This is a genomic window from Formosa bonchosmolovskayae (genome assembly GCF_051016085.1).
Lineage (GTDB): Bacteria > Bacteroidota > Bacteroidia > Flavobacteriales > Flavobacteriaceae > Formosa.
This window is the reverse complement of the sequence record NZ_CP174605.1, coordinates 3,131,306-3,157,358: the sequence shown is the minus strand read 5'-3', so window position 1 is coordinate 3,157,358 and position 26,053 is coordinate 3,131,306. Positions and strand designations below refer to the sequence as shown.

The window sequence follows — 26,053 nt, the reverse complement described above, 5'->3', positions numbered from 1 at the left end:
TGATATCTTGAATTATATCATTTCAAAAAAGAAAAGTAATACTAAAAATAGAAAATGAAAAACACAAGCTTAATAGTCATAGCTATATTAATGTTATTCTTTAGTTGTAAAGAAGATAAAAAAGAAGAAGTTTCAGAAAAACAGGAACGTCCAAATATTATTTTTATAATGAGTGACGACCATGCGTATCAAGCCATTAGCGCGTATGGTAAAGGATTAAACCACACGCCTAATATTGACAGAATTGCTAAAGAAGGTGCTATTTTTAACAGAGGTTTTGTAACGAATTCAATTTGTGCACCTAGTAGAGCCGTACTTTTAACTGGTAAACATAGTTTTATAAATGGTAAAGTAGATAATGTAAGTCCGTTTAACTGGGACCAAGATAACTTTGCCAAGGCACTTCAAAAATCAGGATATCAAACCGCTATGATTGGTAAAATACATTTAGATGGTTTACCGCAAGGTTTCGATTATTCTAATGTACTTCCGGGTCAAGGCTTATACTATTCTCCCATATTTATAGAAAATGGTGAGAAAAAAACGTATCCAGGATACATTACTCAAGTGACTACAGATATCGCTTTGGATTGGTTAGAAAACAAGCGAGAAAAAGAAAAGCCATTTTTAATGATGTATCATCAAAAAGCGCCTCACAGAACTTGGATGCCAGAAATAAAGTATTTAACACTAATGGATAGTGTAACTTTCGATCCTCCTGCTAATTTCTTTGACAATTATGAAGGAAGACCAGCTGCTGCTAAACAGGAAATGAGCATATTTGAAGATATGGATGTGGTTTACGATCTTAAAATGCTAGATAAGGAAGGTGAAATAAAAACAAAATACAGACCTTACTTTCAGAAAAAATATGATCGTATGACAGACGAGCAAAAAGTAGCTTGGGATGCCTATTACGATCCGATTATAGCCGACTTTAAATCTAGAAACTTACAAGGTAAAGCTCTTGCTAAATGGAAGTATGATAGATATATGCACGATTATTTAAGAACAGTACAATCTGTAGATGATGGAGTTGGTGAAGTTTTAGATTACCTTAAGGCTAATGGTTTAGAAGAAAATACCATAGTAGTATATACTTCCGATCAAGGTTTTTATTTAGGAGAGCACGGTTGGTTCGATAAACGTTTTATGTATGAAGAATCTTTTAGAACGCCACTTTTAGTAAAGTATCCAAAAGAAATTAAACCCGGAACTGTTATAAATGAGCTGGTTCAGAATATAGATTTTGCCCCAACGTTTTTAGATTATGCTGGTGTAGATATTTCAAAAGACATTCAAGGAGAATCCTTTAGAAAATTAGTAAAAGGAGACGCTAGTGAATGGAGAGATGCAATTTATTATACGTATTACGAGTTTCCTGGCGAACACCATGTAAAACGTCATCATGGCGTAAGAACAGACCGCTATAAATTAATTCATTTTTACTACGATATCGATCAATGGGAATTATACGATCTGGAAAAAGATCCTTCAGAAATGCATAATGTATATAACAATCCTGAATATGCAGGTGTAAAAGAAGACATGCATAATCAGTTAGAAAACATGCGTACCAAATATGGAGACAATGACGAACGTGATAAACAGAATTTGGAACATTACCTGGAAGTTATAAAAGAATAGTTTTAATAGCGATTTGAATATATATTCAAATCGCTTTTTTTGTTATTACCACTTGGAAATGATATTTTTGATGCCTTACATCACAAAGTATTGATTAGTACTAACTATATAACGAAGTTGTTTTTACTTTTTATAATATTTTAACTCACGATACTTTAAACCTATTACTAACCAATTAGCCTATCTTTTAAAATTAATTAATAATGAAATCATTTAAAATAATTGCAGTTTCAAGTCGTATTCTTCTATTAAGCGCATGTTTAACCACCATGGTATCATGTAAAGAAGATGCTTCAAAACGTATAAAGGAAGAAAACAAAACAGAGGTCGAGACTCAAGATAAAGTGCAAACTACAGAACAAGCGGAACCGCAAGAAAATTTGGTTGGTGGCGAAGCCCAATTCGAAGCAGGTATTAAAGCGGCAGAATCTAACGATATGCCATTGGCATTCACAAAATTTATGGAAGCCGCTAAAGAAGGACACGAATACGCTCAGTTTAATATTGGATTGATGTACGAGCAAGGCTTAGGAGTTGCGAAAAATCAAGAAGAAGCTTTTAATTGGTACACGAAATCTGCAACTCAAAAAAACTCAGCTGCGCAATTTAATCTGGGTGTTTGTTATGAAAATGGTTATGGAACTCCCGTCGATTTCGCAAAAGCAAATGCGTGGTACCGTAAGGCATCTCTTCAAGACGATGGCCTGGCAGTTGGTAATTTAGGGATGTTATATATACGTGGGGACGGTGTTAAAGAAAACAAGGTTGCAGGTATAGCATTGCTTATCATGTCTACCACTATGGATTCATCTCCAGAAAATCAGGCGAAGAAAAATATTTCTTCCATTAGAGGTTTAACTCCTGAAATGATTTCTGAAGCGCAAACACTTTCAAATCAAATGAGCGCGAGTGCAACTGAAAACTTTTTAGAGCCACTAGATCAGTATTTAGGTACGTCTCAGAATGCAATTTAAATTGTAACTGAGATGAACAGAAACTTAGAATAGTTGTTTATTTATTTAATAATAGACATAAAAAAAAAGCGATTCTTTTATTTAAAGAATCACTTTTTTGATTTATGTTTTAAAAAGAATTATTTCTCAAATTGCTTTAACGTCTTTATAATGATAGACACACAATCTAACAATTGTTCTTCATTTATTACCAAAGGTGGTGCAAATCGGATAATGTTTCCATGTGTTGGTTTTGCTAATAAACCGTTATCACGAAGTGCTAAACAAATATTCCAAGCAGTATCACTGTCTTCATCTTCATCTATTACAATAGCATTTAATAATCCTTTTCCTCTTACTAAATTGGCAATAGAACTTGTCTCTATATATTTATCTAATTCACTTCTAAAAAGTTGTCCCAAAGTTTCAGCATTTTCAGCTAAATTTTCGTCTTTTACAACATTTAAAGCGGCAATAGCAACAGCTGCCGCGATTGGATTCCCTCCAAAAGTACTACCGTGGTTTCCTGGTTTAATAACATCCATAACGGCATTATCTGCTAGAACAGCACTTACAGGATACGCTCCTCCACTTAATGCTTTACCTAAGATTAATAAATCTGGTTTTACATTTTCATGATTTACGGCTAACAATTGTCCAGTTCGTGCAATACCAGTTTGCACTTCGTCTGCTATAAATAATACATTGTATTTTTCGCATAACGCCTTAGCTTTCGATAAATAACCTTCGCTTGGCACGTAAACTCCCGCTTCTCCTTGAATAGGTTCTACTAAGAACCCTGCAACATTGGGATTGTTTTTTAAAGCAGCTTCTAACTCCTTTAAATTGTCGTATTCAATTTTTATAAATCCATTGGTAAATGGACCAAAATTGTTACGAGCTATAGGATCATTAGAAAACGAGATGATAGTAGTTGTACGTCCGTGAAAGTTATTTTCACAAACAATTATTTCTGCTTCATTTTCTTCAACACCTTTAACTTCGTATGCCCACTTTCTACATAATTTAAGCGCTGTTTCTACGGCTTCCGCTCCTGTGTTCATTGGTAACAATTTTTCGAAATCAAAATATTCGCATGCAAATTTTTCGTATTTCCCCAACATGTCGTTGTGGAATGCGCGAGACGTTAATGTTAATTGTTGTGCTTGCTCCATCATAGCTCCAACAATTTTGGGATGACAATGCCCCTGGTTTACTGCAGAATAAGCAGATAAAAAGTCGTAATATTTTTTTCCTTCAACATCCCAAACAAAAACACCTTCTCCCTTAGTTAAAACTACAGGAAGTGGATGGTAATTGTGTGCACCATATTTATTTTCTAGGTCTATTGCTTGTTGTGAAGTTAATGGGTTTAAAACAGCCATTTTAATATATTTTAAATTGATACTTAGCTATTCCTACCTTGTCTCTAATTATATATGAATTTTGAGATGGAGAGAAATCATCCATAAAACTGTTTGCAAATTACTAAATATTAAAAGCGGATTGAAATAAATAGTTAGATTTTTAAAATCATTCTAGATTATATTCATTTTAAATCTTATTCCTTTTCTAAAAAATATGTAAAGACATACAAAACAAAAGCTAAAAACACCTTATTTTTGCCCCATGTCTAGAAAAAATAGAAAACAAGTTTTTACAAATATAGAAGTCCTTGATGCAGGAGCAAAAGGGAAAACCATCGCAAAATCTCCAGAAGGAGCAGTTATATTCTTGCCAAATGCAGTACCTGGCGATGTCGTAGATATTCAAACCTATAAAAAGCGTAAAGCTTATTATGAAGGTAAAGCAACCGTTTTTCATAAATTGTCTGATAAACGCACCACACCAGAATGCGAGCATTTCGGGGTTTGTGGTGGTTGTAAATGGCAAGACATGGATTATAAATGGCAATTGCATTACAAACAGAAAGAAACTGAAAACAACTTACGCCGTTTAGGTCATATTGAATTGCCTGAGGTGACTCCTATTCTAGGATCGGCCGAACAGTATTTTTACAGAAACAAAATGGAATTTTCATTTAGTGATAGCCGTTGGTTAACGTTAGAAGAAATTCAGTCGGATATAAATTTAGAAGATAAAAATGCATTAGGATTTCATATTCCAGGAATGTGGGATAAAATTTTAGATATTAATAAGTGTCATTTACAAGCAGATCCTTCTAATGCCATTCGAAATTCAGTACGTGCTTTCGCTGTAGAAAATGATTTAGAATTCTTTAATACTAGAAATCAAACAGGATTGTTACGTACCTTAATGATACGTACTGCATCTACAGGAGAATTAATGGTGTTAATTCAATTCTTTAAAGAAGACAAAGAAAAGCGTGAATTATTACTAAATTACCTTGCTGTAACATTCCCGGAAATTACGTCTTTACTTTATGTAATTAATACAAAAGCGAACGATACCATTTACGATCAGGACATTATATGCTTTAATGGTCGTGACCATATCTTCGAAGAAATGGAGGGCTTAAAGTTTAAGATTAATGCTAAATCATTCTACCAAACCAACTCCGATCAAGCGTTCGAATTATATAAATTAACTCGCGATTTCGCAGGATTAACAGGAGAAGAATTGGTTTACGACTTGTATACCGGTACAGGTACAATAGCTCAGTTTGTTGCTAAGAATGCTAAAAAAGTAGTTGGTGTAGAAGCTGTACCAGATGCTATTTTGGCGGCTAAAGAAAATGCAAAGGCTAATAAAATAGACAATGTAGATTTTTATGTTGGTGATATGAAAAATGTATTCAATGACCAATTTATCAAAACTCATGGGCACCCAGATGTTATAATTACAGATCCGCCACGTGATGGAATGCATAAAGATGTGGTGCAAATGTTATTAAATGTATCGCCAGAAAAAATTGTATACGTAAGTTGTAATAGCGCAACCCAAGCTAGAGATTTAGCGTTAATGGATGCCGTTTATAAGGTAACTAAAATCCAAGCTGTAGATATGTTCCCACAAACACATCACGTAGAAAACATAGTACTTTTAGAAAAAAGATAGATCATTTATGAAATATTCATTTGTCATTATTCTTTTAGTCGCACTGAGTTTCTTTGGGTGTGAAAAAGACGATATTTGCTCTAACGACACGCCTACAACGCCAAGTTTAATTATTCGGTTTTACGACGTAACAAATCCTAATATCGATGTTTTAAATAGCGTAACTAATTTAAGAGTTCAAGGTATTGGCAACGACGATGTACTCCCTGGTTACGATGTTGTAGCTACCGATTCTATTGCGGTGCCTTTAAAAACCACAGATAACGTTACCCAGTATTCTTTATATAAAGAATATGTTTATGATGATAATGATACACCAGATGATGATTCTGACGATACCATAACAGGTAATGAAGATGTTATTACCATAACATACGACATGGAAGAAGTTTATGTGTCTCGTGCCTGTGGGTATAAAACAGTATATAGAAATGTGAGTATAAATCTAGTGGAAGACGACGAAAATTGGATTGAATTAATACGCTCAGTAAACGATAACCAATCTGTAGAGGATGAAAATGAAGTACAATTTAAATTATATCATTAAAACACTTTTTATATCACTTTGTTTTAGTGGAACGCTTTTCGCTCAAACAGAAATGCCTTTAGTTCCAACCTCAGATACCATAGTAGCTGTAGTTCAAGATTCTACTGCAATTAAAGAAAAATACGGTTTACGTGTAGGTATCGAATTAAGTAAGCTATTACGAACTGCTCTGGAAGATGATTATGAAGGTTTTGAAGTGGTTGGAGATTATAGATTAACTAAATTTATTTACGTCGCTGGAGAATTTGGTGCAGAAAACATCACCGAGTACAACGATTTTTATAATGCAACAACTAAAGGATCTTATTTTAAAGTCGGAGTAGATTATAATGCCTACCGTAATTGGTTAGACATGGAAAACATGATTTATGGCGGATTTAGGATTGGTGCAAGTACATTTAGTCAGACGCTGAATAGTTATTCCATTTATTCTGAAAATCAATATTGGACACCACAATTTTCATCGACCGATATTAAAGATTACGACGGGTTAAACGCCTTGTGGGCAGAACTAATTGTAGGTCTTAAAGTAGAAGTCGCTAACAATTTATATTTAGGAGCTCACATAGAATTTAAAGGATTACTGGCACAAAGTGAACCTGATAATTTCGAGAATCTCTATATCCCTGGATTTTATAAAACTTATGATAGCATCGGACTTGGCTTTGGGTACGGCTACTCTATTTCGTATTTAATTCCGCTTTACAAAAAAGACAAATAAACTGTTTTACAACCACTTAACTCACAACACTTTTTGTATACGAGTTAAAACAACAGTGGATTGCACAAAAAACGTAATTAAATTATACTTAACTTTCAAGTACAATTAATTATAAAAACAATCTAAAAGAATTAAATCATGAACAACTTAAAAAAATTAGTAATGGTATTCACTATTGGGCTTATGGCATGTACTGTAAGCGCACAAAGTGATAAGGATCAGGAAATTATTAAAGATGCAGAAATGGCCAAACAAACCTTATTGGATGGTAACGAAGCACTAAAAGATTTCTTTAATAAAGCTGCCGGATACGTTATTTTTCCTAATGTAGGTAAAGGTGGATTTATTGTTGGTGGTGCTTCTGGAAATGGAGTCGTTTACGAAAAAGGTGGTGCTAAGGTAGGAATGGCGAGTCTTAAAAAAGTAAATATCGGACTTCAAGCTGGAGGAGAAGCTATTATTGAGGTTATTTTCTTTGAAACGAATACCGAATTAGACGAATTTAAAAAAGGTAAATTTAAGTTTGATGCTGGTGCTTCGGCAACGGCAATCAAGTCTGGAGAATCTTTTAATGCAAAATATTCTGAAGGTGTAGCCGTATTTACACAAACAAAAGGTGGATTAATGGCAGATGCTTCTGTTGGAGGTCAAAAATTTAAATTTAAACCATTTAAATAATCGTATTTTCAATTTTGATAAAAAAAAAAGCAAGTGTTTTACACTTGCTTTTTTGCTTTCTTACTACCTTCATACATCACATATTTTACAAAACGTGACTCTAATTTGGCATTAAAAAGTTTTATTTTTCTTGATGGTCTTAATCCCACACACTTTAATGCTTCTAAGTTAGATGTAATTAACCAAGCATCTGTTCCAGGATAATTCTGCTTTAACGTATCCCCTATACTTCCGTAAAATTCTTCCATTTCAATATTTAATCGTTCACCATAAGGCGGATTAAATAACATGTGTAATTTCTCACTTCCAGATTTTCTAGTTTTAAAGAAATCTTCATGCTTTACCGAAACAAATTCTTCTAAATGTGCATTTTTCACATTCTCTAAAGCTTTAGTCACAGCCGAAGGCGATTTATCGTAACCCATTATTTTATGATGGAAATCACGCGTTTTAGATAACAACGACGTTTCTATCTTTTCAAACAACTCAACATCCCAATCTTCCCAGCGCTCAAAAGCAAATTCCTTACGCATTAAGTTTGGCGGAATATTACATGCAATCATTGCGGCTTCAACTAAAATAGTTCCAGAACCACACATCGGGTCCATAAAATCACTTTGTCCATCCCAACCAGAATGCATAATTAATCCTGCAGCTAAAACCTCATTTATAGGTGCAATATTAGTAGCCGTTTTGTAACCACGTTTATGTAAAGAATCTCCAGAACTATCCAAAGAAATGGTACATTTTTGTCTATCAATATGGATATTAACCTTTAAATCTGGAAATTTCAAGTCTACATTAGGCCTTGTACCCGTAGTATTTCTAAATTTATCAACTATGGCATCTTTAGTTTTCTGTGCAATATATAATGAATGCGTAAACACATCAGAGTTAACTGTGGCATCTATAGCTAGTGTCCCTGTTGGTTTTAGATAGTCTTCCCATTGCATTTTATAGACATTATCGTAAATATCTTGCTCGGTAACTACACGAAAACTTCGTATAGGTTTTAGTATCTTTATAGCTGTTCTTAACCCTAAATTAGCTTTATACATAAAGCCTTTATCCCCAACAAAACTCACGTTTCTTACACCTATTTCAACATCAAGTGCGCCTAACTGAGTTAATTCTTTTGCTAATAATTCTTCAAAGCCAAATAAGGTCTTGGCAACCATTTTAAAATTATTCTCCATTATTTACTTTAAATAGATTACAAAAATACAGTATTTTTGCACCCTACATAGTTTAGAAATGATAAAAGATAAAACAACTTGGTATGTATCGTGGTTTGACAGCCCTTTTTACCACATATTATACAAAAATAGAGACGACCGTGAAGCGCAAATATTCATGGATAATCTTACACAATATTTAAATATTGAAGAGCAAGGTAAAATTCTCGATTTAGCATGTGGAAAAGGACGTCACTCTGTGTATTTAAATTCTTTAGGATATCATGTTACAGGTGCAGATTTATCTGAGAACAGTATAAAATACGCCAAACAATTTGAAAATGACACCTTAAAGTTTGAAGTTCACGATATGTGCCAACCATTTCCTGAAACTTTTGATGCTGTCTTTAATTTGTTTACCAGCTTTGGATATTTCGATAAAGACGAAGATAATTTAAACACGATAAAAGCTATTAAAAGTGATTTGAACGAATACGGCATTGGAGTTATCGATTTTATGAATTCCGACCATGTTATTGCAAATTTGGTTCCTGAAGACACTAAAACTGTAGACGGCATTACCTTTCATTTAAAACGCTATGTTGAAGATAACCATATTATCAAAGACATCTCTTTTACTTATGAAGGTGAAGATTACAACTATCAGGAACGCGTAAGAGCTTTTACCTTAAAAGATTTTGAAACACTTTTTGAAGCTGCAGGCGTTCACTTATTAGAAGTTTTTGGAAATTATAAATTACAGAAATTTGATGCTAAAACATCAGATAGATTAGTTATGCTTATTAAATAATGAACTCGTATCTACTACCTTTTGTTGCCGTAATCTTGGGTGTTGGTTTAGCTTATTTGGGTAAATCTAAGCAAATCATAAACACTAAGTTACTACTGTCGTTTAGTGGTGCGTTTTTATTAGCATTAACTTTGTTCGAGCTCCTTCCCGAGGTCTATCATCATTTACCAGCACGACAAACCGGGCTGTTTATTATGATTGGAATCTTGTTACAAATTATATTGGAATTCTTCTCTAAAGGTGCAGAACACGGACATGTACACATACATAAACACGACACCACTTTTCCTTGGTTATTATTTATTAGTTTATGTATTCATAGCTTTTTAGAAGGCTTTCCAATCCATCATCACAACGATATGGTATATGGGGTATTAATTCATAAAATCCCAATCGCGGCCTTAATTACAACGTTTTTAATTCAGTCTCATTATAGCAAAATTCAAACTTTTGGTTTCCTTTTATTTTTCGCTGTAATGACGCCTATTGGGACGTTTATTTCTAACCATGTAAGTTTAGTAGAAGACTATATACATTTTATTAATGCCCTTGTTATCGGGATATTTTTCCATATTTCGACAACCATTTTATTTGAAAGTAACGAGGACCATAAATTTAATTTAACCAAACTCATTTCAATATTCGCTGGAGTTGCAGCCGCTTATGCCATATAATTTATGTTTAGTAAAGAAGAATCTAGAGAATTAAGAGAATTATTTTGGACCAGTTTCGGAAAGTCCTTTCCAAGAAAATGGATACTTTATGATACTAAAATAAAAGGGTTTAGTTTTAAATTTCATTTCGATACTAAATCGGCTTTTGTGACTTTAGACGTTGAACACGATTTAGAAAATAGAATTAAACATTGGGAAAAATTAGAATCTTTAAAGTCTATTTTAAGAGATGATTATTTACCTGAAGCTATTTTTGAAGAAGAATTTTTACTTGATAACGGCAAGGAGATTTCAAGAATTTATGTACCGTTAGATCAAAAGGTATCTATTCATAATAAAAACACCTGGCAAGAGGTTATGGTGTTTTTAAATGAAAACATGTCTAAATTCGAATCGTTTTTCGAGGATTACTCAGATATCTTAAAAGACGATTAACGTCCATTACCATTATATTACATATAAAAAAATCATTAAAAAATGACTGATGGCACCTGCTAAAACAAATAGATGCCAAATTACGTGGTTGTAAGGAATCTTTTCAATCGCATAAAAAATGATTCCCACAGTATAAAACAATCCTCCGGCAAACAATAAATACACACCGTTTTCTCCTATCACTTTTGCTAAGTTAGAAAAATCGAATACAACTAACCAGCCCATTACTAAATATAAAAGTGTAGAAAACACTTCAAACTTACCTGTAAAAAAAAGTTTTAATAACAATCCAAATCCTGCAATACCCCAAACAACTAAAAACAAGGTCCAGCCTAAACTCTGTTCTAAAGAGATTAGTAATACAGGCGAATATGTACCCGCAATTAAAAGATAAATACTAATGTGGTCGGCAATTCTTAAATAGTATTTTTTATTTTCATTAGAAACATAGTGATATAAAGCAGAAGCAGAAAATAAAACGATTAGCGATATGCCATAAACCACTACACTAAATAAGGTCCACCCCGTTTTCTGTTCGTTATAATAAATTAACAATGCCAAACCTAAAACTCCTAAAACCGCACCAATAGCATGTGTAATGGTGTTTAGTTTTTCTTCGAAAGGCGATTGAATTTTCATTTTTTAGAAGGATTAACAGGTTTTAATGGCACAGTAACTAAACGTTTGCTCCATTTTTTTTCTGCTTCATAAAAATCGAAATCTAAAACTGAATTCTGACGTTCTAAACGCTGATTCTGAAAATTTCGTTCCAAGATATCTTCAATAAAATAATCTTCCTTAGAGTTCATGGGATCGAATTCTTCTTTTAAAGAAATATCGAATATGCTCGCTGTACTATTAAACCAAAATGCACGCCAGCCACTTCTTAAATCTTTAATTAAATCGAAGGCAGTTGTTCCGGTTTGTCTGTGAATAAGTTTAACCAATATCTGACCTTCGGTACGTGTCATTTTCTTTAATTCTGCCGAAAATTCATCTTCTAAATATCTTTGTACTTGCTTGGTGTAACGTTTTTTATCGCGATTTTTACCTAATTTCTCTAACCTTATAGTGAGTTCTTGTAAACGATCGGCAGCCATTTTAGCATACGGATAAACTTTAAGGGTTTTTCTACGAAGAATAAGGTATTGAATATGTTCCTTTTTATCGACAAAATCGATTTTATTCAGAATCATAACTTCATCTAAATCAATGCTTTTTCGTGGCACAGAATCTCCTTCGATAATAATATAGGTGTCCTGAATACTATCCTGACTAATCTCATAAACCTGAGACCACGCAAAACAAGGAAAACATAATAAAAAGAATAGGAAAATTTTCATATAAATCTTGAAGCCAAAAACTATTCCAAAATTAATAAATTACACCTCTTTAAACCCTAAAATCATATTAATATTATTATTTTTATACAAAATTATTACAAATGGCAAACAAGAGTATATTAAATAAAAAATCTCTAGATTTTTTAGAAACATATTTAAATAATGCAGCACCTACTGGGTACGAATGGACTGGGCAAAAGCTGTGGATGGATTATTTAAAACCTTATGTAGACGAATTCATAACAGATACTTATGGAACCGCTGTAGGTGTGATAAACCCTGATGCCCCGTACAAAGTTGTGATTGAAGGACACGCAGACGAAATTTCTTGGTATGTGAATTATATTTCTGATGAAGGTTTTATTTATGTTGTCAGAAACGGAGGAAGTGATCATCAAATTGCGCCAAGTAAATTGGTTAATATTCATACTAAGAAAGGCATTGTAAAAGGTGTTTTTGGATGGCCGGCTATTCATACAAGAGATAAATCTAAAGAAGAGACACCTAAACCTGACAACATTACAATTGATGTTGGAGCAAAAACTAAAAAAGAAGTCGAAGATATGGGTGTTCATGTAGGTTGTGTAATTACATATCCAGATGAATTTCATATTTTAAATGGTGATAAATTTGTATGCCGCGCTCTAGATAACAGAATGGGTGGCTTTATGATTGCAGAAGTGGCGCGTTTACTTCATGAAAACAAGAAAAAGTTACCGTTTGGACTGTACATTACGAACTCGGTACAAGAAGAAATTGGACTTCGTGGTGCAGAAATGATTACTCAAACCATTAAACCTAATGTTGCTATTGTTACCGATGTGACTCATGATACAACAACGCCAATGATTGACAGAAAAAAAGAAGGTCATTTAGAGTTAGGTCTTGGTCCTGTGGTCGCTTATGCTCCTGCCGTACAACAAAAATTAAGAGATTTAATTACAGACACAGCAGAAACTAACAAAATTCCTTTTCAGCGCTCTGCATTGTCTAGAGCCACAGGAACAGATACCGATGCTTTTGCTTATAGTAATGGAGGTGTTGCCTCTGCCTTAATCTCCTTACCACTGCGATATATGCATACCACAGTAGAGATGGTACACCGTGAAGATGTTGAGCATGTTATAAAATTAATTTATGAGACGCTTTTAAATATAGAAGACGGAGAAACATTTAGTTATTTTAAATAGATATTTACCCTATTCCCGCTATAAACTTGGCGGGAATATTTTTTATACACCATATCCACATGGACGAACTTATAGATATTGTTAATATAGATGGCTCTTATACGGGAAAAACGGCATTAAAGTCCGAAATACATAATAAAGGCTATTACCATAATACAGCTCACATATGGCTATATACTAGTAGTGGTGAGATTTTGTTAGCACAACGTAGTTATAAAAAAGCAATATGCCCAGGCATGTGGGATGTTTCGGTAGCTGGTCATGTAGATGCGGGAGAAACGATAGAAGAAGCAGGCATTCGAGAAACTTTGGAAGAACTCAATTTAACTTTAACAGCAACTGATTTGAAAAAAATTGGGGTATTTAAATGTTTTCAAAGTTACGATTCTGGAATTCGGGACAATGAGTTTCACCATACATATATCGCTATATTAAGAGAATCATTACAGAACTTAACACCACAACCCGAAGAAGTTGAAGCACTTCAACTAGTATCTATAGAAACGTTTAAATCACACTTAGCTAATAGTGAAACTAATGATTATTTTGTACCGTCTAATAGGGCATATTACGAACAAGTTTTAAGTGCTATTCAAGAAAATGTATAAAACCACTTAATTCTTTAGACAGTTTAAATTCGTTCTTTGAATTTGAATTTAAAATTGGAACTCTGCCAGAAACCATTTCACTTAACCGGTCGTTTTTCAAGACTATAAAATCTTCTAAATTGTCTTTAATCATTTGATTTTTTAAACCAAACCACACACAAATACAAGTTGTTAATATAATATCTAGTACAAAAAACTTCCCTTTTGTACCTAAAACAATGATACCCATAATTACCCAAATGCACCCCATAACAGCAATTTCTTTAGAAAACTCTGCTATACTTTCTGATGTAATAATACTAATAAGCTTATTTATATCGCTTTGGGAATGCACTAAATTAAATTTCCTATTCACATTTTTAAGTTCGTATTTAGAATAGGTGGCATGATTAAAATATTTCTTAACTCTTGGCTCCCAACGCTTAGTTCTTTCTGTATCAGTTTGCCAAAATTTTGAAGCTTCTTCTACAACTCTAACAAAACTAATTTCTTTACTAATAAATTGAATACTTTGTTCTGAAATATATTGTTGATCTATTAAAATAGGCCTAAAAGGCACTTTATCCTGTGACTGTACTTTTGTAGTATTAGTATGCTCTAAGAAAGCTGGGCCAGCTAAAGCAATATTGGCGCACAACATGCAAACAACACGTAGTAAGATATGTTTCATTTTTAGGAGGATTTGGTTGGTTTAATAGCAATTCAATACTATTTGATTATCAACTTAGTATCAATTAATTATTATACTTCAAATATAAGAACGAAACGGACAAAATATGTCTATTTAAATATTAATGCAAGATAAAGACTGATTTTGTAATACTTAAAACACGTTTTAATACTTATTTATAACAATTCTACCTTTGAGTTTAATTTTATACTCAAGAGATCATTTACCTTTTGTAAAATACCGAAGTCTGCTTTAGTTAAAGTCTCTAGAGTTACTTTCCTGTCAATGTTATATACATTGACATTTATCTCATTACTTAACCAGTCTTCCATTCGTCTTTTTCCTTTCGATTGATTGATTGTTCTTAATGTAACAGAAACATTTTCCGGGCAATTAACCACTTCTGCTATTTCTACATTAGTTAAGCGATCGCGATACGTCATAAAAACATCTTCCGCAGAACGTATATGTTCATAATCGTAGCAATCGCCTCCTCTTAAAGTCTTTCCTGTATAACAATCTGTATAAAGTGCTCTACCATCACCTCCCCTAACCAAAGCTTTTTTTTGCATTTGTGCTTTAATTTTAGTGAATAATAAATCTATTTCTGTACGGTGGTATGGTCGGTTTGGGTTTTGCATAGATTAGAATTGGAGGAAAATCTGTTTATGATTCGATTCAATGGATTTTTTATCAAATTTATTAATTCCAAATGATTCAGCTATAATATCTAAATATTCCTGTTCTTCATTATCAAGATTACTATCTGATAACATAACTCGACATAAATACCCATAAAATTCTTCTTCCAATTCAAATTTATCAACATATCTACTGATTTTTTTTATTGTAGAAGGATTCTGAATTTTATAAGCAATCAAACTTTCTAATTCTTCTACAGATGAATTTATATAATTTAGAAAAGGCTCCTGCGTGATTCCTGCTTCTGAAAAGCATAACTCATTGATGATATCACTAATAACTTTCATTTTACTTAAATTAACTTCTTCTTCAATCTTAGCCCCTTGTCCTAATAAACTTGATAACATCTCAATATATTCAATAATATTTTGAAAATCATTAGCCGAAATATCCGGTAAATCATCTTCATCTCTTAAAAAATCAGTTATTAGATTAGATCCCTTTTTAGCAAATTGAGAAAGTCCATCCATTGCTTTTTCATTTGAAGCTATCTCTGATGCTACAGTTAAAATTGTAAATAATGCCATGATTATGATGCTTTTTTATTAAATTTTTCTAGAAATTTTTTGCTATACCCCATCACTTCTTTAACTCTCATGTGCTTTTCTTTTTCCTTAACTTGAGAGTTTAATAAACTATCAACTTCATTTATTCTGGTAGTTATGCGGTCATTCACGTTTTTTATTAAATCATCCATGCGAAAAATATCCAAACCAATCCATAAAAAATATGGCATAAAAAAGATTAAACCGCTTCCAGTTATACTCATTAAAATTATACCTAAAATGAAAGTAGAAATCAATAATACTACCTGTCTACTACCTTTATTCAAATAAGAGTAATGTGATGCAAATAAAATTGCCTTTTTATTTGCAATAGATTTATCTTTTAATTCTAATAATAACTTTTCCTTTTCTTTTTTTAAATCAGAAATATTTTCTTTTAATTCTCTTATGTTTTTCATAATAATTTCTTGATTTGTCTTTCTATATTTCTTACATCAAATTTTGAAAATTCTAATTCTTTTGAAAAAATATCTAAAAACTCTTTTTCATTTTCTGACACCTCTTCATCTGCCATAACTATACTATATGCTATTGAATAAAATTCTTCTTCCTTTTCTATATTAATAGCATACTTAGATATTTTTTTTAGACTATATGGAGTAGAAAATTTATCATACACCTTATTTCTTATTTGTTTTTTAGATAACTGTGAAAATTCTACTACTTCATCATTTAAAAGTCCATCTTCAGAAAAACAGATATTATTAATAATTTCAATAGCGACATCCATTTCTTCTTCTCTTATTTCATTACTATCCACTGTAGATATATGCCCTATTATACTTGAGTACATACAAGAAGTCTCTAATAGCCAATTAAAGTCATCCATATCAAAACCTCCATCTCCATTGATGTCTCTAAATTTTTCTGATACTTCTCCAGATAAAGTTTTAATATTATTTGCCGCTTTAATCGTATTCTCATCTGTAGCAAAATCTGCAATTGCTTTTGCTGCTGTTAAAATTTTAAATAACCCCATTTGTTTTATAACTTTTTATAATAATCTTTTCTTTTAATTAACTTTTAAACCTCTTCAACATTAAAATACCCAGGATTTAAATATCCTGCAGCTCTAAAATCTATGCCATGTATTCGTAGAAAGGCATTTTGAACTTTTTCAACATTATGGGAAGAATAGGGAATCATAGTGGTTACTTGGACAGAAAGACCTGCTCCTGTAGCCTTCCCTAAAAATAGGACAGCATAAAATTCGAATTTACTAATTTTAAATTTTAAACTGTCACATGAAAAAAAGCAAATTTACCGAGACACAGATTGTGAAGATCCTAAAGGAGAATGAACAAGGAAGAAGCGTCCCTGAACTAGCCCGAGAACTAGGAATCGACAAGAGTACCATTTATTATTGGCGCAAGAAATATGGTGGCATGGAAGCGAGCCATTTAAAGCGACTAAAGGAACTTGAAGAAGAAAACCTTAAGCTTAAGCAAATGTATGCGGATGCTTCTCTTGATATTCGGATGCTAAAGGACGTATTATCAAAAAAGTTCTAAGACCTTCCGACAAACGATTTCGTGTCAAATATCTAATAAAACAGTACGAAGTGTCCGTTAAGCGCGCTTGTGGAGTTATTGGGTTGACACGCTCTATGTGGTATTACCAAAGGAAGAAAAATGACAAAGAAGTCATTGACAAGCTTTCTGAACTTGCCCAGCAATTGCCTACTAGAGGTTTTGACGAGTATTATAACCGAATCCGTCGCGAAGGTCATAAATGGAACAGAAAACGTGTTCTGAGAGTATATAGAAAAATGAAACTTAAACTAAGGCGTAAACACAAGAAACGTTTAGCAACAAGAGTCAAACAGCCTTTAGAAGCTCCAGTATCATTGAATATTTGTTGGAGTTTGGATTTTATGAGTGATGTTCTTAGTGATGGAAGAAAGGTTCGTGTGTTGAACGTTATAGATGATTGCAATCGAGAAGCATTACTGGTAGAAGCTGGATTGTCCTTTCCTGCCAGAGCAGTTGTAGAGGTCTTAGAGCAACTTAAAGAGGAAATAGGTGTTCCTAAGTACGTTAGATGTGATAATGGTCCTGAGTTTATATCAAAGACCTTTGCTAATTGGTGTGAAAGAAACTTTATCGAAATCAAGTATATTCAACCAGGCAAACCAATGCAGAATGGATATATTGAAAGATTTAATAGGCATTATAGGGAAGATATACTGGATGCTTATTATTTTGATGACATCTATCAGTTACAAAAGTTAAACAATCAATGGAAACTTGATTACAATAATAATCATCCGCATAAATCCTTGGGAAACAAATCCCCTGTAGAATTTATGCCCAGATTTGAAGATGAAATAAATTTAATCCCCAAATCCGAGCAAGAAAACAATTTTTTGTCGAATTTAGAGGTGTCCTAAAATGGGATAGGCTACACTCCAACATACTCTCCTTGCACATTTAGTGCTTCTTTGGTAGTAATTTTAAACGTAGGCATATTATAGGTTGATTATTGGTTAGCATCCTACCAAACACACATATTGTCGTTTATGTGTGAAAAAAGTAGGAATTTTAATAATCCAAATATATCTGCGAAACAGACAATATATGTCCTTTTAAAAATCTAATGAATAAAATATCGTTTTAATTTCCCGAGAGAGACCAATTATAACTCGTACAAATTATTCATAATACGCAGACATCTGGCTTAATAACAGCTTCATATCGGCTACAACTTGAGATGGAGAAACAATTTTTACCCAACGGTTGTATTTTAAAATTTCCATAAAAAACTCATAAGTAGGTTCTACATATAGTTTTAGTTCTCCCCAAATCCGTTCGTTATTGTAATCTAAATATTCAGTGTCTAAATCTATTGGTCGTGCAGTTATAATTTGAGAGTGATGTAAAGGATTGTTTTCAACATATTTAAAATGATGATTCGCTACTTTTATATGAATCCAGACAGCTTGTAAATCCGTTTTTAAAATTCCTATCGAATTCTTAAAATATTCAGCTTCGTTAAATTCAACTGGATCTTTACAAACTCTATTGGTTATAAATAAACTACTAATTCTACTATCTAAGCACATCGAGTAAATACCTACTTCAGAATTATGAGCTATTAAATACCAGGCGTTATTTATTTCTTTAATATGTAATGGCTGAAAAACATTTTTTACTTTCTGAAATCTATTATCGTCATACCAACCCTGATAATCTATCTCTATTAGACACTTACATTCTATGGCATTAATTAGCGCAACCATGTCCACATACGCACTTAAAGACGTTCTCGATATACTCACAAATTGCTTCCAAGCATGGGCATGATGATGTAATAAATAAAGTTCTGTTTTTTCAAACACTTCTTTAAGCTTATCCGACATAATAAAATCCTGTTCCAGAATATAATACCCATGATTACGTTTAAGCCTAATATCAATATGGTGAAAAGATTTAATATCTTCTAAATCCCTTTTGATTGTTTTTTTACTATTCGATTCAAGTTTTTCGTAGAGCCTATCTTCATAATTTTTTTCTACAATAGAATCCAAAGCACCTTTTAATTCTTCGTATGTTATATAAGGTTTCGAAAGACCATACAATTCTGGATTTTTAATAATACGTAAAACATAGTAGCGTCGAAGAAATTCTGAAGTCATAAAGGAGGTTTATTGTTTTGCAAAATAATAAATTAGAAGCAAACTTCTTTACACAAGAGTATTTTATATATTTGGCTCCTTATTTATATGTCTATGCCAATTGCTTTTAGCAGAAAAGATTTAAATTCTACCGTCTGGTTTTCATTAGAAAAAGGCATCCAACTGTTTGCAGGTGTATTTATTATACCTAAAATATTTAATACGTTAGGCACTATAGACATTGGCAAGCTACATTTTGTAGAGGCACTTTTGGGGATGTTTACACCTCTATTTTTTCTTGGCCTCTCGGCCATCTCCATACGAGAAATGGTTTTACACCCAAAAACATGCGAAAAAATAATTGGTACAACATTTACAATGCGTTTATTAAGTTGGATTATTCTTAGTATTGGTATATTATGCTACTTAATATTTACTAAAAACGTAGCATTATTTAGTCTATACCTAATTTTGTTATTCGGGTATTTGTTTCGGCTCACCGATGTGTTTGAATTCTATTTCTTAGCAAAGAAACAAGCCAAGTTTATATTTATAAGTAAAATTACGAGTCTAATAATTATATTATTACTTCAATATTATGGCGTAACACACCATCTAGATGTACTTTATTTTGCTAAAGTTTTAGCATTAGACTTTCTTATTCAAGGCGCTATTTATGGCCTAGCATTGCTAATTAATAAAGGCTTCTCATTTAAAAAATTATCTATTTCTATATCCTTAGGAAAACAATTACTCATTATGTCTTTCCCGCTCATGATATCCAGTGGTTTAATTATGCTATATATAGGTATAGACGAACTATTTTTAAAATATTATTTTAGCGATCATGCCAATGGAGTTTTCGGTAGCGTTCAATATTTGGTTATTGGTTTAAGTTGGACCATAGGTTTTGCCATAATTAATGCATTATATCCGTCTCTAGCCGAATCTTACAATCAGGATAATAGTACCTATAAGATAAAATTTAGACAGTTAACCATAGCCATGATTATATTGGGATTAGGGATTGCCGTATTCTATATAATTTTTGGAAACTATATTTTAAACACGTATTTCTCCGACCAATATGCAGAAGCTAAATCGCCTTTACAAATCTTTTGTTGGTCTCCGTTATTTATATTTATGGGCATGTTATACGAAAAACATGTACTAACCATAAATAAATTAGAACATGAGGTGTATCGCTTTACCGTAGGATGTATATGTAATCTTATACTCTGCTATATTTTAATTCCATTGTATTACATAAACGGAGCGGCTTTGGCCGTTTTAATAAGTCATTTTATAACCAATATTGTTTATCCTTTCTTACAATTATCATTCAACCATCGAAGCTATTTTTCTCAAAACAAAAATAACATATGCACCTACTTCTACTTGCTCTTGCTCCTGTTTTAGCAATTATTATTTATGTCTACAACAAAGACAAATATGAAAAAGAGCCAAAACTATTTTTGTTTTATAATTTCGTACTCGGTGCTATTGTAAGTATATTAATTACTACAATCTTATCCCTTATATTAAATTACTTTATACCATTAGATGAGTCCAGCATAGCGCATTTATTTATTAAAGCATTTTTTGTTGTGGCTTTTACCGAAGAATTTAGTAAATATCTAATAATTCGCTATTTTGCACAGCCCAATAATGCATTTAACGAACCTTACGATGGGATTATGTATGCGGTTATGGTTTCAATGGGCTTTGCCGCTACCGAAAATATTTTTTATGTACTAGATGGTGGTGTTGCATCAGGAATTTTAAGAGCATTTACAGCCATTCCTGCACACGCTTGTTTTGGAATATTAATGGGATATTTTATGGGAAAAGCCAAATTCTCGAATCATAGAATTAAGCATAATTTACTAGGGCTATTATTTGCAGTAATCTTCCATGGAAGTTACGATTTTTTTCTCTTTATTGATTTTGTACCAGGCATTTGGATAGGTGCCTTTATTTCTCTTGGTGTTGCAATAGTGCTGGCAAGAAATGCAATAAAAAATCATCAAGAAAAATCATATTTTAAATAATAATACTATCTTTAATTTTCGAAAACGCTCATTAAATGAATACGATGAAGAACACGATAGCAGAACGCGTCGCTGATTTTATAAAAAACTTTCCACCCTTCGATTTACTCGATAAGAGTCAACTACTAGAACTTTCTAAAGAAGTTAAAATCAGTTATTTGGACAAAGAAAGTACGGTTTACAATATTAACGATCCGCTACACGATCAATTTTATATGATATACAAAGGAGCTGTTAAGCTTAAGAAATATATCAATGAAAAGCTTGAAACCATCGACCAATTTGATGAAGGAGATGTGTTCGGATTGCGTCCTTTATTTGCAAAGGAGAATTATGCCATTACTTCTATCACCGAAGAAGAGACTATTTTGTATTGTATTCCAATAGAAATTTTCAGCCCCTTTATAGATAACAATAAGAATGTTCGACAATATTTAATTGAGAGTTTCGCGTCTAATACCGAAAATCCATTTTCAAACGAATTTCAGAAAAAGATGCTTGAGGACGATGTGAAATTAGACTTCACAAAAGACATGTTCGAAATGCAACCAGTGCGTCTTATTAAAAATGTTATTACTACTAAGAAAACTTCGAGTATTAAAGAAGCGGCACAGTTAATGACAGAGAACAATGTAGGTTCTATTATTATTGAAGATAAGGAATGCCCTATCGGAATTATTACCGATAAAGATCTAAGACTACATGTTGCTACGGGTAACTACTCGATAAACGACGATGTTTCCAAAATCATGATTTCTCCAGTAAAGTGCTATAAGAAAAATATTACGATTGCTCAGGCTCAAATCACCATGATGAAGCATAAGATCAATCAAATTGTAGTAACTAAAGATGGAACTCCAAGCACAAAGATTTTAGGTGTCTTTTCGGAACACGATATTATCGTAATGAAAGGAACAAATCCTTCAGTCTTAATGAAAGCGATTAAACGTTCTAATTCTACAAAAGAATTAAAGCGTATTCGTGAAAAAATAATGATGCTTTTAGATGGATATATTCAACAAAATATTCCACTTACTCATATAAATAATATCATTTTCGAATTAAACGATGCCACTATAAAACGTGTAGTAGAACGTTGTATCGAAAAAATGGATCAAGTCCCTCCGGTAAAATTTGCTTGGATGTCTTTGGGAAGTCAAGGAAGAAAAGAACAACTTTTGCATACCGATCAGGATAACGCTATTGTTTTTGAAAACACAGACGACGACCATATTGAAGAGGTTAGAACCTATTTTTTAACGCTTGCTAAAAAAGTGAATAAGCGTTTAAAAATGATTGGTTTCGATTATTGCCCTGGCGAAATGATGGCAAAAAACCCAAAATATTGTCTAAGTATAGACGAATGGGAAAATCAATTTTCATCTTGGACCAGAGAGACCGAAGACGACGAACTTCTTTTATGTTCTATCTTTTTCGATTTTGCTTTCACATATGGAGATATGAGCCTTACTAACCAGTTGGCAGATCATGTTATAGAGATTACAAAAGGAAATTTAATCTTTCAATCTAAATTAGGTGCTAGTTCGCTTAGAAGTCCGTCGCCACTAGGATTTTTTAGACAATTTTTAGTAGAACAGGATGGTGAGCACAAAGATCATTTCGATTTAAAGAAAAGAGCGATTATGCCGGTAACAGATGCTGGTAGATTATTAGCCTTACATTATCAAATTAAGCATATAAATAACACCGCCGAACGTTTCGAAAAGTTAGCAGAATTGCTACCGGAAGACCAAGAATTGTTTTACTCTTGTGCCTATGCATCTAAAGCTCTATTAAAATTTAGAACAAAACGCGGACTCCGCCATCACGATAGTGGTCGCTTTATTGCCTTAGCCGAACTATCGAAAGAAGAAAAAATGAAATTAAAACGTTGTTTTAAAGCAATCAATAAAGTTCAAGAGTTGGTTAAACTGAAATTTAATTTAAAGAATTTCATTTAATGAAATGGCTTTTCAGTAATAAAGAAAAATCATATCCTGAGTATTGGACAACATATGAATCCCTTTTTACCACAGCAAAGCAAGAAGACATACACACGTCTACTTACGTTGTTTTGGATACCGAAACTACCGGTTTTAATTACGATAAAGACAGAATATTATGCATTGGTGCTGTAAAGATTATTGATGGCGTAATTGATGTTAGTACCGCTTTTGAAATATATTTAAAACAAGATTACTTCGATAAGAATACCGTGAAAATACACGGTATTCTTAAAAATGATAAATTTGAAACCCTATCTGAAGAGGATGCTATAATTTTATTTTTAGAATATATCAAAGATTCTATTCTAGTTGCACATCATGCGTTTTTCGATATTAACATGATTAACATGGCTTTATCTAGATTAGAGCTTCCTAAACTAAAAAATAAGGTTTTAGATACCATGCTTATTTTCCGTGCGACGCGTATTAAATCTAATCTCCTAGATCCAAATAAAAAATATTCGCTAGATGAAGTTGCAGAGTTTTACGACATCGATTTAAGCGACAGACATACGGCCTCCGGCGATGCATTAATAACTGCAATAGCTTTTATTAGGTCTATTCATTTTCTGATTAAAACAAAAGCATACACTTTAAAAGATCTGCTTAAATTGTAAATATCTCTATTCCAAAGGTTACTCATCCTCGTCTATTTTATTATATTTACTAGACAAACAAACAGTTATGAGTAAATCCACCAAAGTAACCGTAAACGATTTACATCAATTCAGTCTTTCTAACGAAGATGTAAATCTATTGGATTGCGTTCAAACCCGTCCAAATTCATTTCATATTATTCAAAATCACAAAACATTTTATGCCGAAATTTCTAAAGAAGATTTTCAGCATAGAGTGTATACGGTTAAAATTAATGGCACCGAGTATCACGTTAATATTTTAAATGAAACAGATACTATTATTAACGCTATGGGATTACATATTGGAAGTTCCAAAAAAATAGATTCTATTATTGCCCCCATGCCTGGACTCATTTTAGATTTAAACGTAAAGCCAGGCGATCAGGTTAAAGCCAACGATTCACTACTTATTTTAGAAGCCATGAAAATGGAAAACAATATAATTGCTCCTCATGACGGTGTCATAAAATCTGTTGAAGTAAAAAAAGGACTTACAGTAAATAAAGGAGATCTCCTTATCGAATTTGAATAACATACTATGAAAAAGATACTTGTTGCCAATCGTGGGGAAATTGCCCTACGGATTATGAAGACAATTAAAAAGATGGGGATTAAAACGGTAGCTATTTATTCTACAATAGATAGACAATCGCCCCATGTTACCTTTGCAGATGAGGCCGTATGCATAGGAGAACCACCGTCTAATCAATCGTATTTATTAGGTGAAAAAATTATTGAAATTGCTAAATCTTTAGAGGTCGATGCAATACATCCGGGGTATGGCTTTTTAAGTGAGAATGCAGACTTTGTAAAATTAGTTGAAGCAAACCACCTTATTTTTATTGGCCCGAAGTCCGCATCCATAAAAATTATGGGGAGCAAACTAGCCGCTAAAGAAGCTGTGAAGCATTATAACATTCCCATGGTTCCTAGCACGGACCAAGCCATTACAGATGTTGAGGAAGCTAAAAAAATAGCACATAAAATAGGATTTCCTATACTAATAAAAGCCTCTGCCGGTGGTGGTGGAAAAGGCATGCGTATTGTAAAGAATGAAAATGAGCTAGAAGACCAGATGACACGTGCCATTAGTGAAGCAACAAATGCCTTTGGAGATGGCTCCGTATTTATCGAAAAATATATTGCATCTCCAAGACATATAGAAATTCAGGTTTTGGCAGATAGTTTAGGTCATACTGTCCATCTCTTCGAACGGGAATGTAGTATCCAACGCCGTCACCAAAAAGTAATTGAAGAAGCGCCTTCCACCATATTAACTCCAGAATTGCGAGACATAATGGGAGAAGCCGCTAAAAAAGTAGCAAAAGCATGTAGGTATATAGGCGCTGGTACCGTAGAATTTCTTTTAGACGACTCTAATAATTTCTATTTTTTAGAAATGAACACACGCTTACAAGTGGAGCATCCAGTAACAGAATGGATCACGGGCTTAGACCTTGTAGAGCAACAAATTAAAATTGCACGAGGAGAATCTTTACGTTTAATCCAAGGGCATTTAGAAATTAAAGGTCATGCCATAGAACTGCGCGTGTATGCCGAAGATCCTCAGAATGATTTTCTTCCAAGTGTTGGTCATTTAAAAACCTACCGTATTCCTGAAGGAAAAAACATACGCGTAGATAATGGCATACTAGAAGGTATGGACGTACCTATCTATTACGATCCGTTACTCGCAAAATTAATTACCTATGGAAATACGCGAGAAGAAGCAATAGTGACCATGCTCGATGCCATTGAAAACTACAAAATTGAAGGTATAGAAACCACTTTAACCTTTGGAAAATTTGTATTTGAAAATAAGGCATTTAGAAAAGGAAACTTCGATACTAATTTTGTTAACCTGTACTATAAACCCGAAATATTAGAACATATTGCTAAAAACGAAGCAAAACTAGCTGCTTTGCTTGCGTTGAAACGCTATCAAACCGACCTCAAAAAAGTAAGATTACCTCATAGTTAAACTGA

At 32.8% G+C, this 26,053-nt stretch carries 29 protein-coding genes; 18 read left to right on the top strand and 11 right to left on the bottom strand.

Going from position 1 to position 26,053, the window contains the following annotated elements; translation table 11 throughout:
* The first annotated feature begins 54 nt into the window (after positions 1–54).
* Both ACKC83_RS13455 and ACKC83_RS13450 read left to right on the top strand, forming a co-directional pair.
* Positions 55–1,647, top strand: a complete 1,593-nt coding sequence (locus tag ACKC83_RS13455; RefSeq protein ID WP_434035909.1) for a sulfatase family protein — start codon at positions 55–57, stop codon at positions 1,645–1,647.
* A 203-nt stretch (positions 1,648–1,850) separates the two neighbouring features.
* Positions 1,851–2,621, top strand: a complete 771-nt coding sequence (locus tag ACKC83_RS13450; protein WP_434035908.1) for a tetratricopeptide repeat protein — start codon at positions 1,851–1,853, stop codon at positions 2,619–2,621.
* Positions 2,622–2,740: 119 nt separating this feature from the next.
* On the opposite strand, the gene rocD is transcribed toward ACKC83_RS13450, so the two are convergent.
* Positions 2,741–3,985, bottom strand: a complete 1,245-nt coding sequence (gene rocD, locus ACKC83_RS13445; RefSeq protein ID WP_434035907.1) for an ornithine--oxo-acid transaminase — start codon at positions 3,983–3,985, stop codon at positions 2,741–2,743.
* Positions 3,986–4,229: 244 nt separating this feature from the next.
* Between rocD and rlmD the strand changes: the two genes are divergently transcribed.
* From rlmD to ACKC83_RS13425, 4 genes are all read left to right on the top strand, one after another.
* Positions 4,230–5,639 carry a 23S rRNA (uracil(1939)-C(5))-methyltransferase RlmD gene (rlmD, locus tag ACKC83_RS13440; protein WP_434035906.1) on the top strand — a complete coding sequence of 470 codons (1,410 nt, stop codon included), beginning with the start codon at positions 4,230–4,232 and terminating at the stop codon, positions 5,637–5,639.
* Between the two features lie 7 nt (positions 5,640–5,646).
* On the top strand, positions 5,647–6,186 hold the full coding sequence (locus ACKC83_RS13435; RefSeq protein ID WP_414034375.1) for a DUF6452 family protein: 540 nt from the start codon (positions 5,647–5,649) through the stop codon (positions 6,184–6,186).
* On the top strand, positions 6,158–6,907 hold the full coding sequence (locus ACKC83_RS13430) for a DUF6048 family protein (RefSeq protein WP_434035905.1): 750 nt from the start codon (positions 6,158–6,160) through the stop codon (positions 6,905–6,907). The genes ACKC83_RS13435 and ACKC83_RS13430 overlap by 29 nt, the downstream gene beginning before the upstream one ends.
* 138 nt (positions 6,908–7,045) lie before the next feature.
* Positions 7,046–7,585, top strand: a complete 540-nt coding sequence (locus ACKC83_RS13425; RefSeq protein WP_414034373.1) for a YSC84-related protein — start codon at positions 7,046–7,048, stop codon at positions 7,583–7,585.
* A gap of 38 nt (positions 7,586–7,623) precedes the next feature.
* On the opposite strand, the gene ACKC83_RS13420 is transcribed toward ACKC83_RS13425, so the two are convergent.
* Positions 7,624–8,781: a THUMP domain-containing class I SAM-dependent RNA methyltransferase gene (locus ACKC83_RS13420; protein ID WP_414034372.1), complete on the bottom strand. Its 1,158-nt coding sequence runs from the start codon at positions 8,779–8,781 to the stop codon at positions 7,624–7,626.
* A 58-nt stretch (positions 8,782–8,839) separates the two neighbouring features.
* On the opposite strand from ACKC83_RS13420, the gene ACKC83_RS13415 reads away from it, so the two are divergent.
* From ACKC83_RS13415 to ACKC83_RS13405, 3 genes are read left to right on the top strand one after another with little or no spacing between them, the layout of a single operon-like run.
* Positions 8,840–9,571, top strand: a complete 732-nt coding sequence (locus ACKC83_RS13415) for a class I SAM-dependent methyltransferase (protein WP_434035904.1) — start codon at positions 8,840–8,842, stop codon at positions 9,569–9,571.
* Positions 9,571–10,245: a ZIP family metal transporter gene (locus ACKC83_RS13410; protein WP_414034370.1), complete on the top strand. Its 675-nt coding sequence runs from the start codon at positions 9,571–9,573 to the stop codon at positions 10,243–10,245. The genes ACKC83_RS13415 and ACKC83_RS13410 overlap by 1 nt, the downstream gene beginning before the upstream one ends.
* A 3-nt stretch (positions 10,246–10,248) precedes the next feature.
* Positions 10,249–10,680, top strand: a complete 432-nt coding sequence (locus tag ACKC83_RS13405; RefSeq protein ID WP_434035903.1) for a DUF4268 domain-containing protein — start codon at positions 10,249–10,251, stop codon at positions 10,678–10,680.
* 12 nt (positions 10,681–10,692) lie between these two features.
* Here ACKC83_RS13405 and trhA read toward each other — a convergent pair whose 3' ends face one another.
* The gene (gene trhA, locus ACKC83_RS13400) at positions 10,693–11,319 is read right to left on the bottom strand and encodes a PAQR family membrane homeostasis protein TrhA (RefSeq protein WP_434035902.1); all 627 of its coding nucleotides are present in this window, start codon (positions 11,317–11,319) and stop codon (positions 10,693–10,695) included.
* Entirely contained in the window at positions 11,316–12,023 is a 708-nt protein-coding gene (locus ACKC83_RS13395) for a DUF4294 domain-containing protein (RefSeq protein WP_434035901.1), read from the bottom strand. The genes trhA and ACKC83_RS13395 overlap by 4 nt, the downstream gene beginning before the upstream one ends.
* A 101-nt stretch (positions 12,024–12,124) precedes the next feature.
* Between ACKC83_RS13395 and ACKC83_RS13390 the strand changes: the two genes are divergently transcribed.
* Positions 12,125–13,213, top strand: a complete 1,089-nt coding sequence (locus ACKC83_RS13390) for a M42 family metallopeptidase (RefSeq protein WP_434035900.1) — start codon at positions 12,125–12,127, stop codon at positions 13,211–13,213.
* A 59-nt stretch (positions 13,214–13,272) separates the two neighbouring features.
* Positions 13,273–13,821, top strand: a complete 549-nt coding sequence (locus tag ACKC83_RS13385) for an NUDIX hydrolase (protein ID WP_434035899.1) — start codon at positions 13,273–13,275, stop codon at positions 13,819–13,821.
* Here ACKC83_RS13385 and ACKC83_RS13380 read toward each other — a convergent pair.
* From ACKC83_RS13380 to ACKC83_RS13355, 6 genes are all read right to left on the bottom strand, one after another.
* On the bottom strand, positions 13,802–14,491 hold the full coding sequence (locus ACKC83_RS13380; RefSeq protein WP_434035898.1) for a hypothetical protein: 690 nt from the start codon (positions 14,489–14,491) through the stop codon (positions 13,802–13,804). The genes ACKC83_RS13385 and ACKC83_RS13380 overlap by 20 nt on opposite strands.
* A gap of 176 nt (positions 14,492–14,667) precedes the next feature.
* A complete protein-coding gene (locus ACKC83_RS13375) occupies positions 14,668–15,132 on the bottom strand; it encodes a hypothetical protein (RefSeq protein ID WP_434035897.1) in 465 nt (154 codons plus the stop codon).
* A 3-nt stretch (positions 15,133–15,135) separates the two neighbouring features.
* Positions 15,136–15,720: a hypothetical protein gene (locus tag ACKC83_RS13370; protein WP_434035896.1), complete on the bottom strand. Its 585-nt coding sequence runs from the start codon at positions 15,718–15,720 to the stop codon at positions 15,136–15,138.
* Positions 15,721–15,722: 2 nt separating this feature from the next.
* A complete protein-coding gene (locus ACKC83_RS13365; RefSeq protein WP_434035895.1) occupies positions 15,723–16,157 on the bottom strand; it encodes a hypothetical protein in 435 nt (144 codons plus the stop codon).
* Positions 16,154–16,738, bottom strand: a complete 585-nt coding sequence (locus ACKC83_RS13360) for a hypothetical protein (RefSeq protein ID WP_434035894.1) — start codon at positions 16,736–16,738, stop codon at positions 16,154–16,156. Before ACKC83_RS13360 ends, ACKC83_RS13365 begins: the two co-directional genes overlap by 4 nt.
* 44 nt (positions 16,739–16,782) lie before the next feature.
* On the bottom strand, positions 16,783–16,983 hold the full coding sequence (locus ACKC83_RS13355; protein WP_434037783.1) for a DUF6140 family protein: 201 nt from the start codon (positions 16,981–16,983) through the stop codon (positions 16,783–16,785).
* A gap of 20 nt (positions 16,984–17,003) precedes the next feature.
* On the opposite strand from ACKC83_RS13355, the gene ACKC83_RS13350 reads away from it, so the two are divergent.
* Positions 17,004–18,148, top strand: a protein-coding gene (locus ACKC83_RS13350) for an IS3 family transposase (RefSeq protein WP_434035893.1) whose coding sequence is annotated in 2 segments (ribosomal slippage) — positions 17,004–17,265 and positions 17,265–18,148 — 1,146 coding nt in all. Because the reading frame shifts where the segments join, the coding sequence is not laid out codon by codon here.
* A gap of 261 nt (positions 18,149–18,409) precedes the next feature.
* On the opposite strand, the gene ACKC83_RS13345 is transcribed toward ACKC83_RS13350, so the two are convergent.
* Complete coding sequence (locus tag ACKC83_RS13345) at positions 18,410–19,393, bottom strand: helix-turn-helix transcriptional regulator (protein ID WP_434035892.1); 984 nt, start codon at positions 19,391–19,393, stop codon at positions 18,410–18,412.
* Between the two features lie 93 nt (positions 19,394–19,486).
* Between ACKC83_RS13345 and ACKC83_RS13340 the strand changes: the two genes are divergently transcribed.
* The 6 genes from ACKC83_RS13340 to ACKC83_RS13315 all read left to right on the top strand — a co-directional run bounded on the left by ACKC83_RS13340 (position 19,487) and on the right by ACKC83_RS13315 (position 26,048).
* Positions 19,487–20,791: a flippase gene (locus ACKC83_RS13340; protein ID WP_434035891.1), complete on the top strand. Its 1,305-nt coding sequence runs from the start codon at positions 19,487–19,489 to the stop codon at positions 20,789–20,791.
* Positions 20,755–21,423, top strand: a complete 669-nt coding sequence (locus ACKC83_RS13335) for a PrsW family intramembrane metalloprotease (protein ID WP_434035890.1) — start codon at positions 20,755–20,757, stop codon at positions 21,421–21,423. The genes ACKC83_RS13340 and ACKC83_RS13335 overlap by 37 nt, the downstream gene beginning before the upstream one ends.
* 44 nt (positions 21,424–21,467) lie before the next feature.
* Positions 21,468–23,384 carry a DUF294 nucleotidyltransferase-like domain-containing protein gene (locus ACKC83_RS13330; protein ID WP_414034356.1) on the top strand — a complete coding sequence of 639 codons (1,917 nt, stop codon included), beginning with the start codon at positions 21,468–21,470 and terminating at the stop codon, positions 23,382–23,384.
* A complete protein-coding gene (locus ACKC83_RS13325) occupies positions 23,384–24,046 on the top strand; it encodes a 3'-5' exonuclease (protein WP_434035889.1) in 663 nt (220 codons plus the stop codon). Before ACKC83_RS13330 ends, ACKC83_RS13325 begins: the two co-directional genes overlap by 1 nt.
* Positions 24,047–24,113: 67 nt before the next feature.
* A complete protein-coding gene (locus ACKC83_RS13320; protein ID WP_434035888.1) occupies positions 24,114–24,599 on the top strand; it encodes an acetyl-CoA carboxylase biotin carboxyl carrier protein subunit in 486 nt (161 codons plus the stop codon).
* Between the two features lie 6 nt (positions 24,600–24,605).
* Positions 24,606–26,048, top strand: coding sequence for an acetyl-CoA carboxylase biotin carboxylase subunit (locus tag ACKC83_RS13315; RefSeq protein WP_434035887.1), 1,443 nt, complete (start codon positions 24,606–24,608; stop codon positions 26,046–26,048).
* Positions 26,049–26,053 lie beyond the last annotated feature (5 nt).

What these genes read in the sequence shown, in the direction of transcription:
- ACKC83_RS13455 (WP_434035909.1), top strand. Translation starts at nt 55, where the DNA reads ATGAAAAACACAAGCTTAATAGTCATAGCTATATTAATGTTATTCTTT.
- ACKC83_RS13450 (WP_434035908.1), top strand. Translation starts at nt 1,851, where the DNA reads ATGAAATCATTTAAAATAATTGCAGTTTCAAGTCGTATTCTTCTATTA.
- rocD (WP_434035907.1), bottom strand. Translation starts at nt 3,985, where the DNA reads ATGGCTGTTTTAAACCCATTAACTTCACAACAAGCAATAGACCTAGAA.
- rlmD (WP_434035906.1), top strand. Translation starts at nt 4,230, where the DNA reads ATGTCTAGAAAAAATAGAAAACAAGTTTTTACAAATATAGAAGTCCTT.
- ACKC83_RS13435 (WP_414034375.1), top strand. Translation starts at nt 5,647, where the DNA reads ATGAAATATTCATTTGTCATTATTCTTTTAGTCGCACTGAGTTTCTTT.
- ACKC83_RS13430 (WP_434035905.1), top strand. Translation starts at nt 6,158, where the DNA reads ATGAAGTACAATTTAAATTATATCATTAAAACACTTTTTATATCACTT.
- ACKC83_RS13425 (WP_414034373.1), top strand. Translation starts at nt 7,046, where the DNA reads ATGAACAACTTAAAAAAATTAGTAATGGTATTCACTATTGGGCTTATG.
- ACKC83_RS13420 (WP_414034372.1), bottom strand. Translation starts at nt 8,781, where the DNA reads ATGGAGAATAATTTTAAAATGGTTGCCAAGACCTTATTTGGCTTTGAA.
- ACKC83_RS13415 (WP_434035904.1), top strand. Translation starts at nt 8,840, where the DNA reads ATGATAAAAGATAAAACAACTTGGTATGTATCGTGGTTTGACAGCCCT.
- ACKC83_RS13410 (WP_414034370.1), top strand. Translation starts at nt 9,571, where the DNA reads ATGAACTCGTATCTACTACCTTTTGTTGCCGTAATCTTGGGTGTTGGT.
- ACKC83_RS13405 (WP_434035903.1), top strand. Translation starts at nt 10,249, where the DNA reads ATGTTTAGTAAAGAAGAATCTAGAGAATTAAGAGAATTATTTTGGACC.
- trhA (WP_434035902.1), bottom strand. Translation starts at nt 11,319, where the DNA reads ATGAAAATTCAATCGCCTTTCGAAGAAAAACTAAACACCATTACACAT.
- ACKC83_RS13395 (WP_434035901.1), bottom strand. Translation starts at nt 12,023, where the DNA reads ATGAAAATTTTCCTATTCTTTTTATTATGTTTTCCTTGTTTTGCGTGG.
- ACKC83_RS13390 (WP_434035900.1), top strand. Translation starts at nt 12,125, where the DNA reads ATGGCAAACAAGAGTATATTAAATAAAAAATCTCTAGATTTTTTAGAA.
- ACKC83_RS13385 (WP_434035899.1), top strand. Translation starts at nt 13,273, where the DNA reads ATGGACGAACTTATAGATATTGTTAATATAGATGGCTCTTATACGGGA.
- ACKC83_RS13380 (WP_434035898.1), bottom strand. Translation starts at nt 14,491, where the DNA reads ATGAAACATATCTTACTACGTGTTGTTTGCATGTTGTGCGCCAATATT.
- ACKC83_RS13375 (WP_434035897.1), bottom strand. Translation starts at nt 15,132, where the DNA reads ATGCAAAACCCAAACCGACCATACCACCGTACAGAAATAGATTTATTA.
- ACKC83_RS13370 (WP_434035896.1), bottom strand. Translation starts at nt 15,720, where the DNA reads ATGGCATTATTTACAATTTTAACTGTAGCATCAGAGATAGCTTCAAAT.
- ACKC83_RS13365 (WP_434035895.1), bottom strand. Translation starts at nt 16,157, where the DNA reads ATGAAAAACATAAGAGAATTAAAAGAAAATATTTCTGATTTAAAAAAA.
- ACKC83_RS13360 (WP_434035894.1), bottom strand. Translation starts at nt 16,738, where the DNA reads ATGGGGTTATTTAAAATTTTAACAGCAGCAAAAGCAATTGCAGATTTT.
- ACKC83_RS13345 (WP_434035892.1), bottom strand. Translation starts at nt 19,393, where the DNA reads ATGACTTCAGAATTTCTTCGACGCTACTATGTTTTACGTATTATTAAA.
- ACKC83_RS13340 (WP_434035891.1), top strand. Translation starts at nt 19,487, where the DNA reads ATGCCAATTGCTTTTAGCAGAAAAGATTTAAATTCTACCGTCTGGTTT.
- ACKC83_RS13335 (WP_434035890.1), top strand. Translation starts at nt 20,755, where the DNA reads ATGCACCTACTTCTACTTGCTCTTGCTCCTGTTTTAGCAATTATTATT.
- ACKC83_RS13330 (WP_414034356.1), top strand. Translation starts at nt 21,468, where the DNA reads ATGAAGAACACGATAGCAGAACGCGTCGCTGATTTTATAAAAAACTTT.
- ACKC83_RS13325 (WP_434035889.1), top strand. Translation starts at nt 23,384, where the DNA reads ATGAAATGGCTTTTCAGTAATAAAGAAAAATCATATCCTGAGTATTGG.
- ACKC83_RS13320 (WP_434035888.1), top strand. Translation starts at nt 24,114, where the DNA reads ATGAGTAAATCCACCAAAGTAACCGTAAACGATTTACATCAATTCAGT.
- ACKC83_RS13315 (WP_434035887.1), top strand. Translation starts at nt 24,606, where the DNA reads ATGAAAAAGATACTTGTTGCCAATCGTGGGGAAATTGCCCTACGGATT.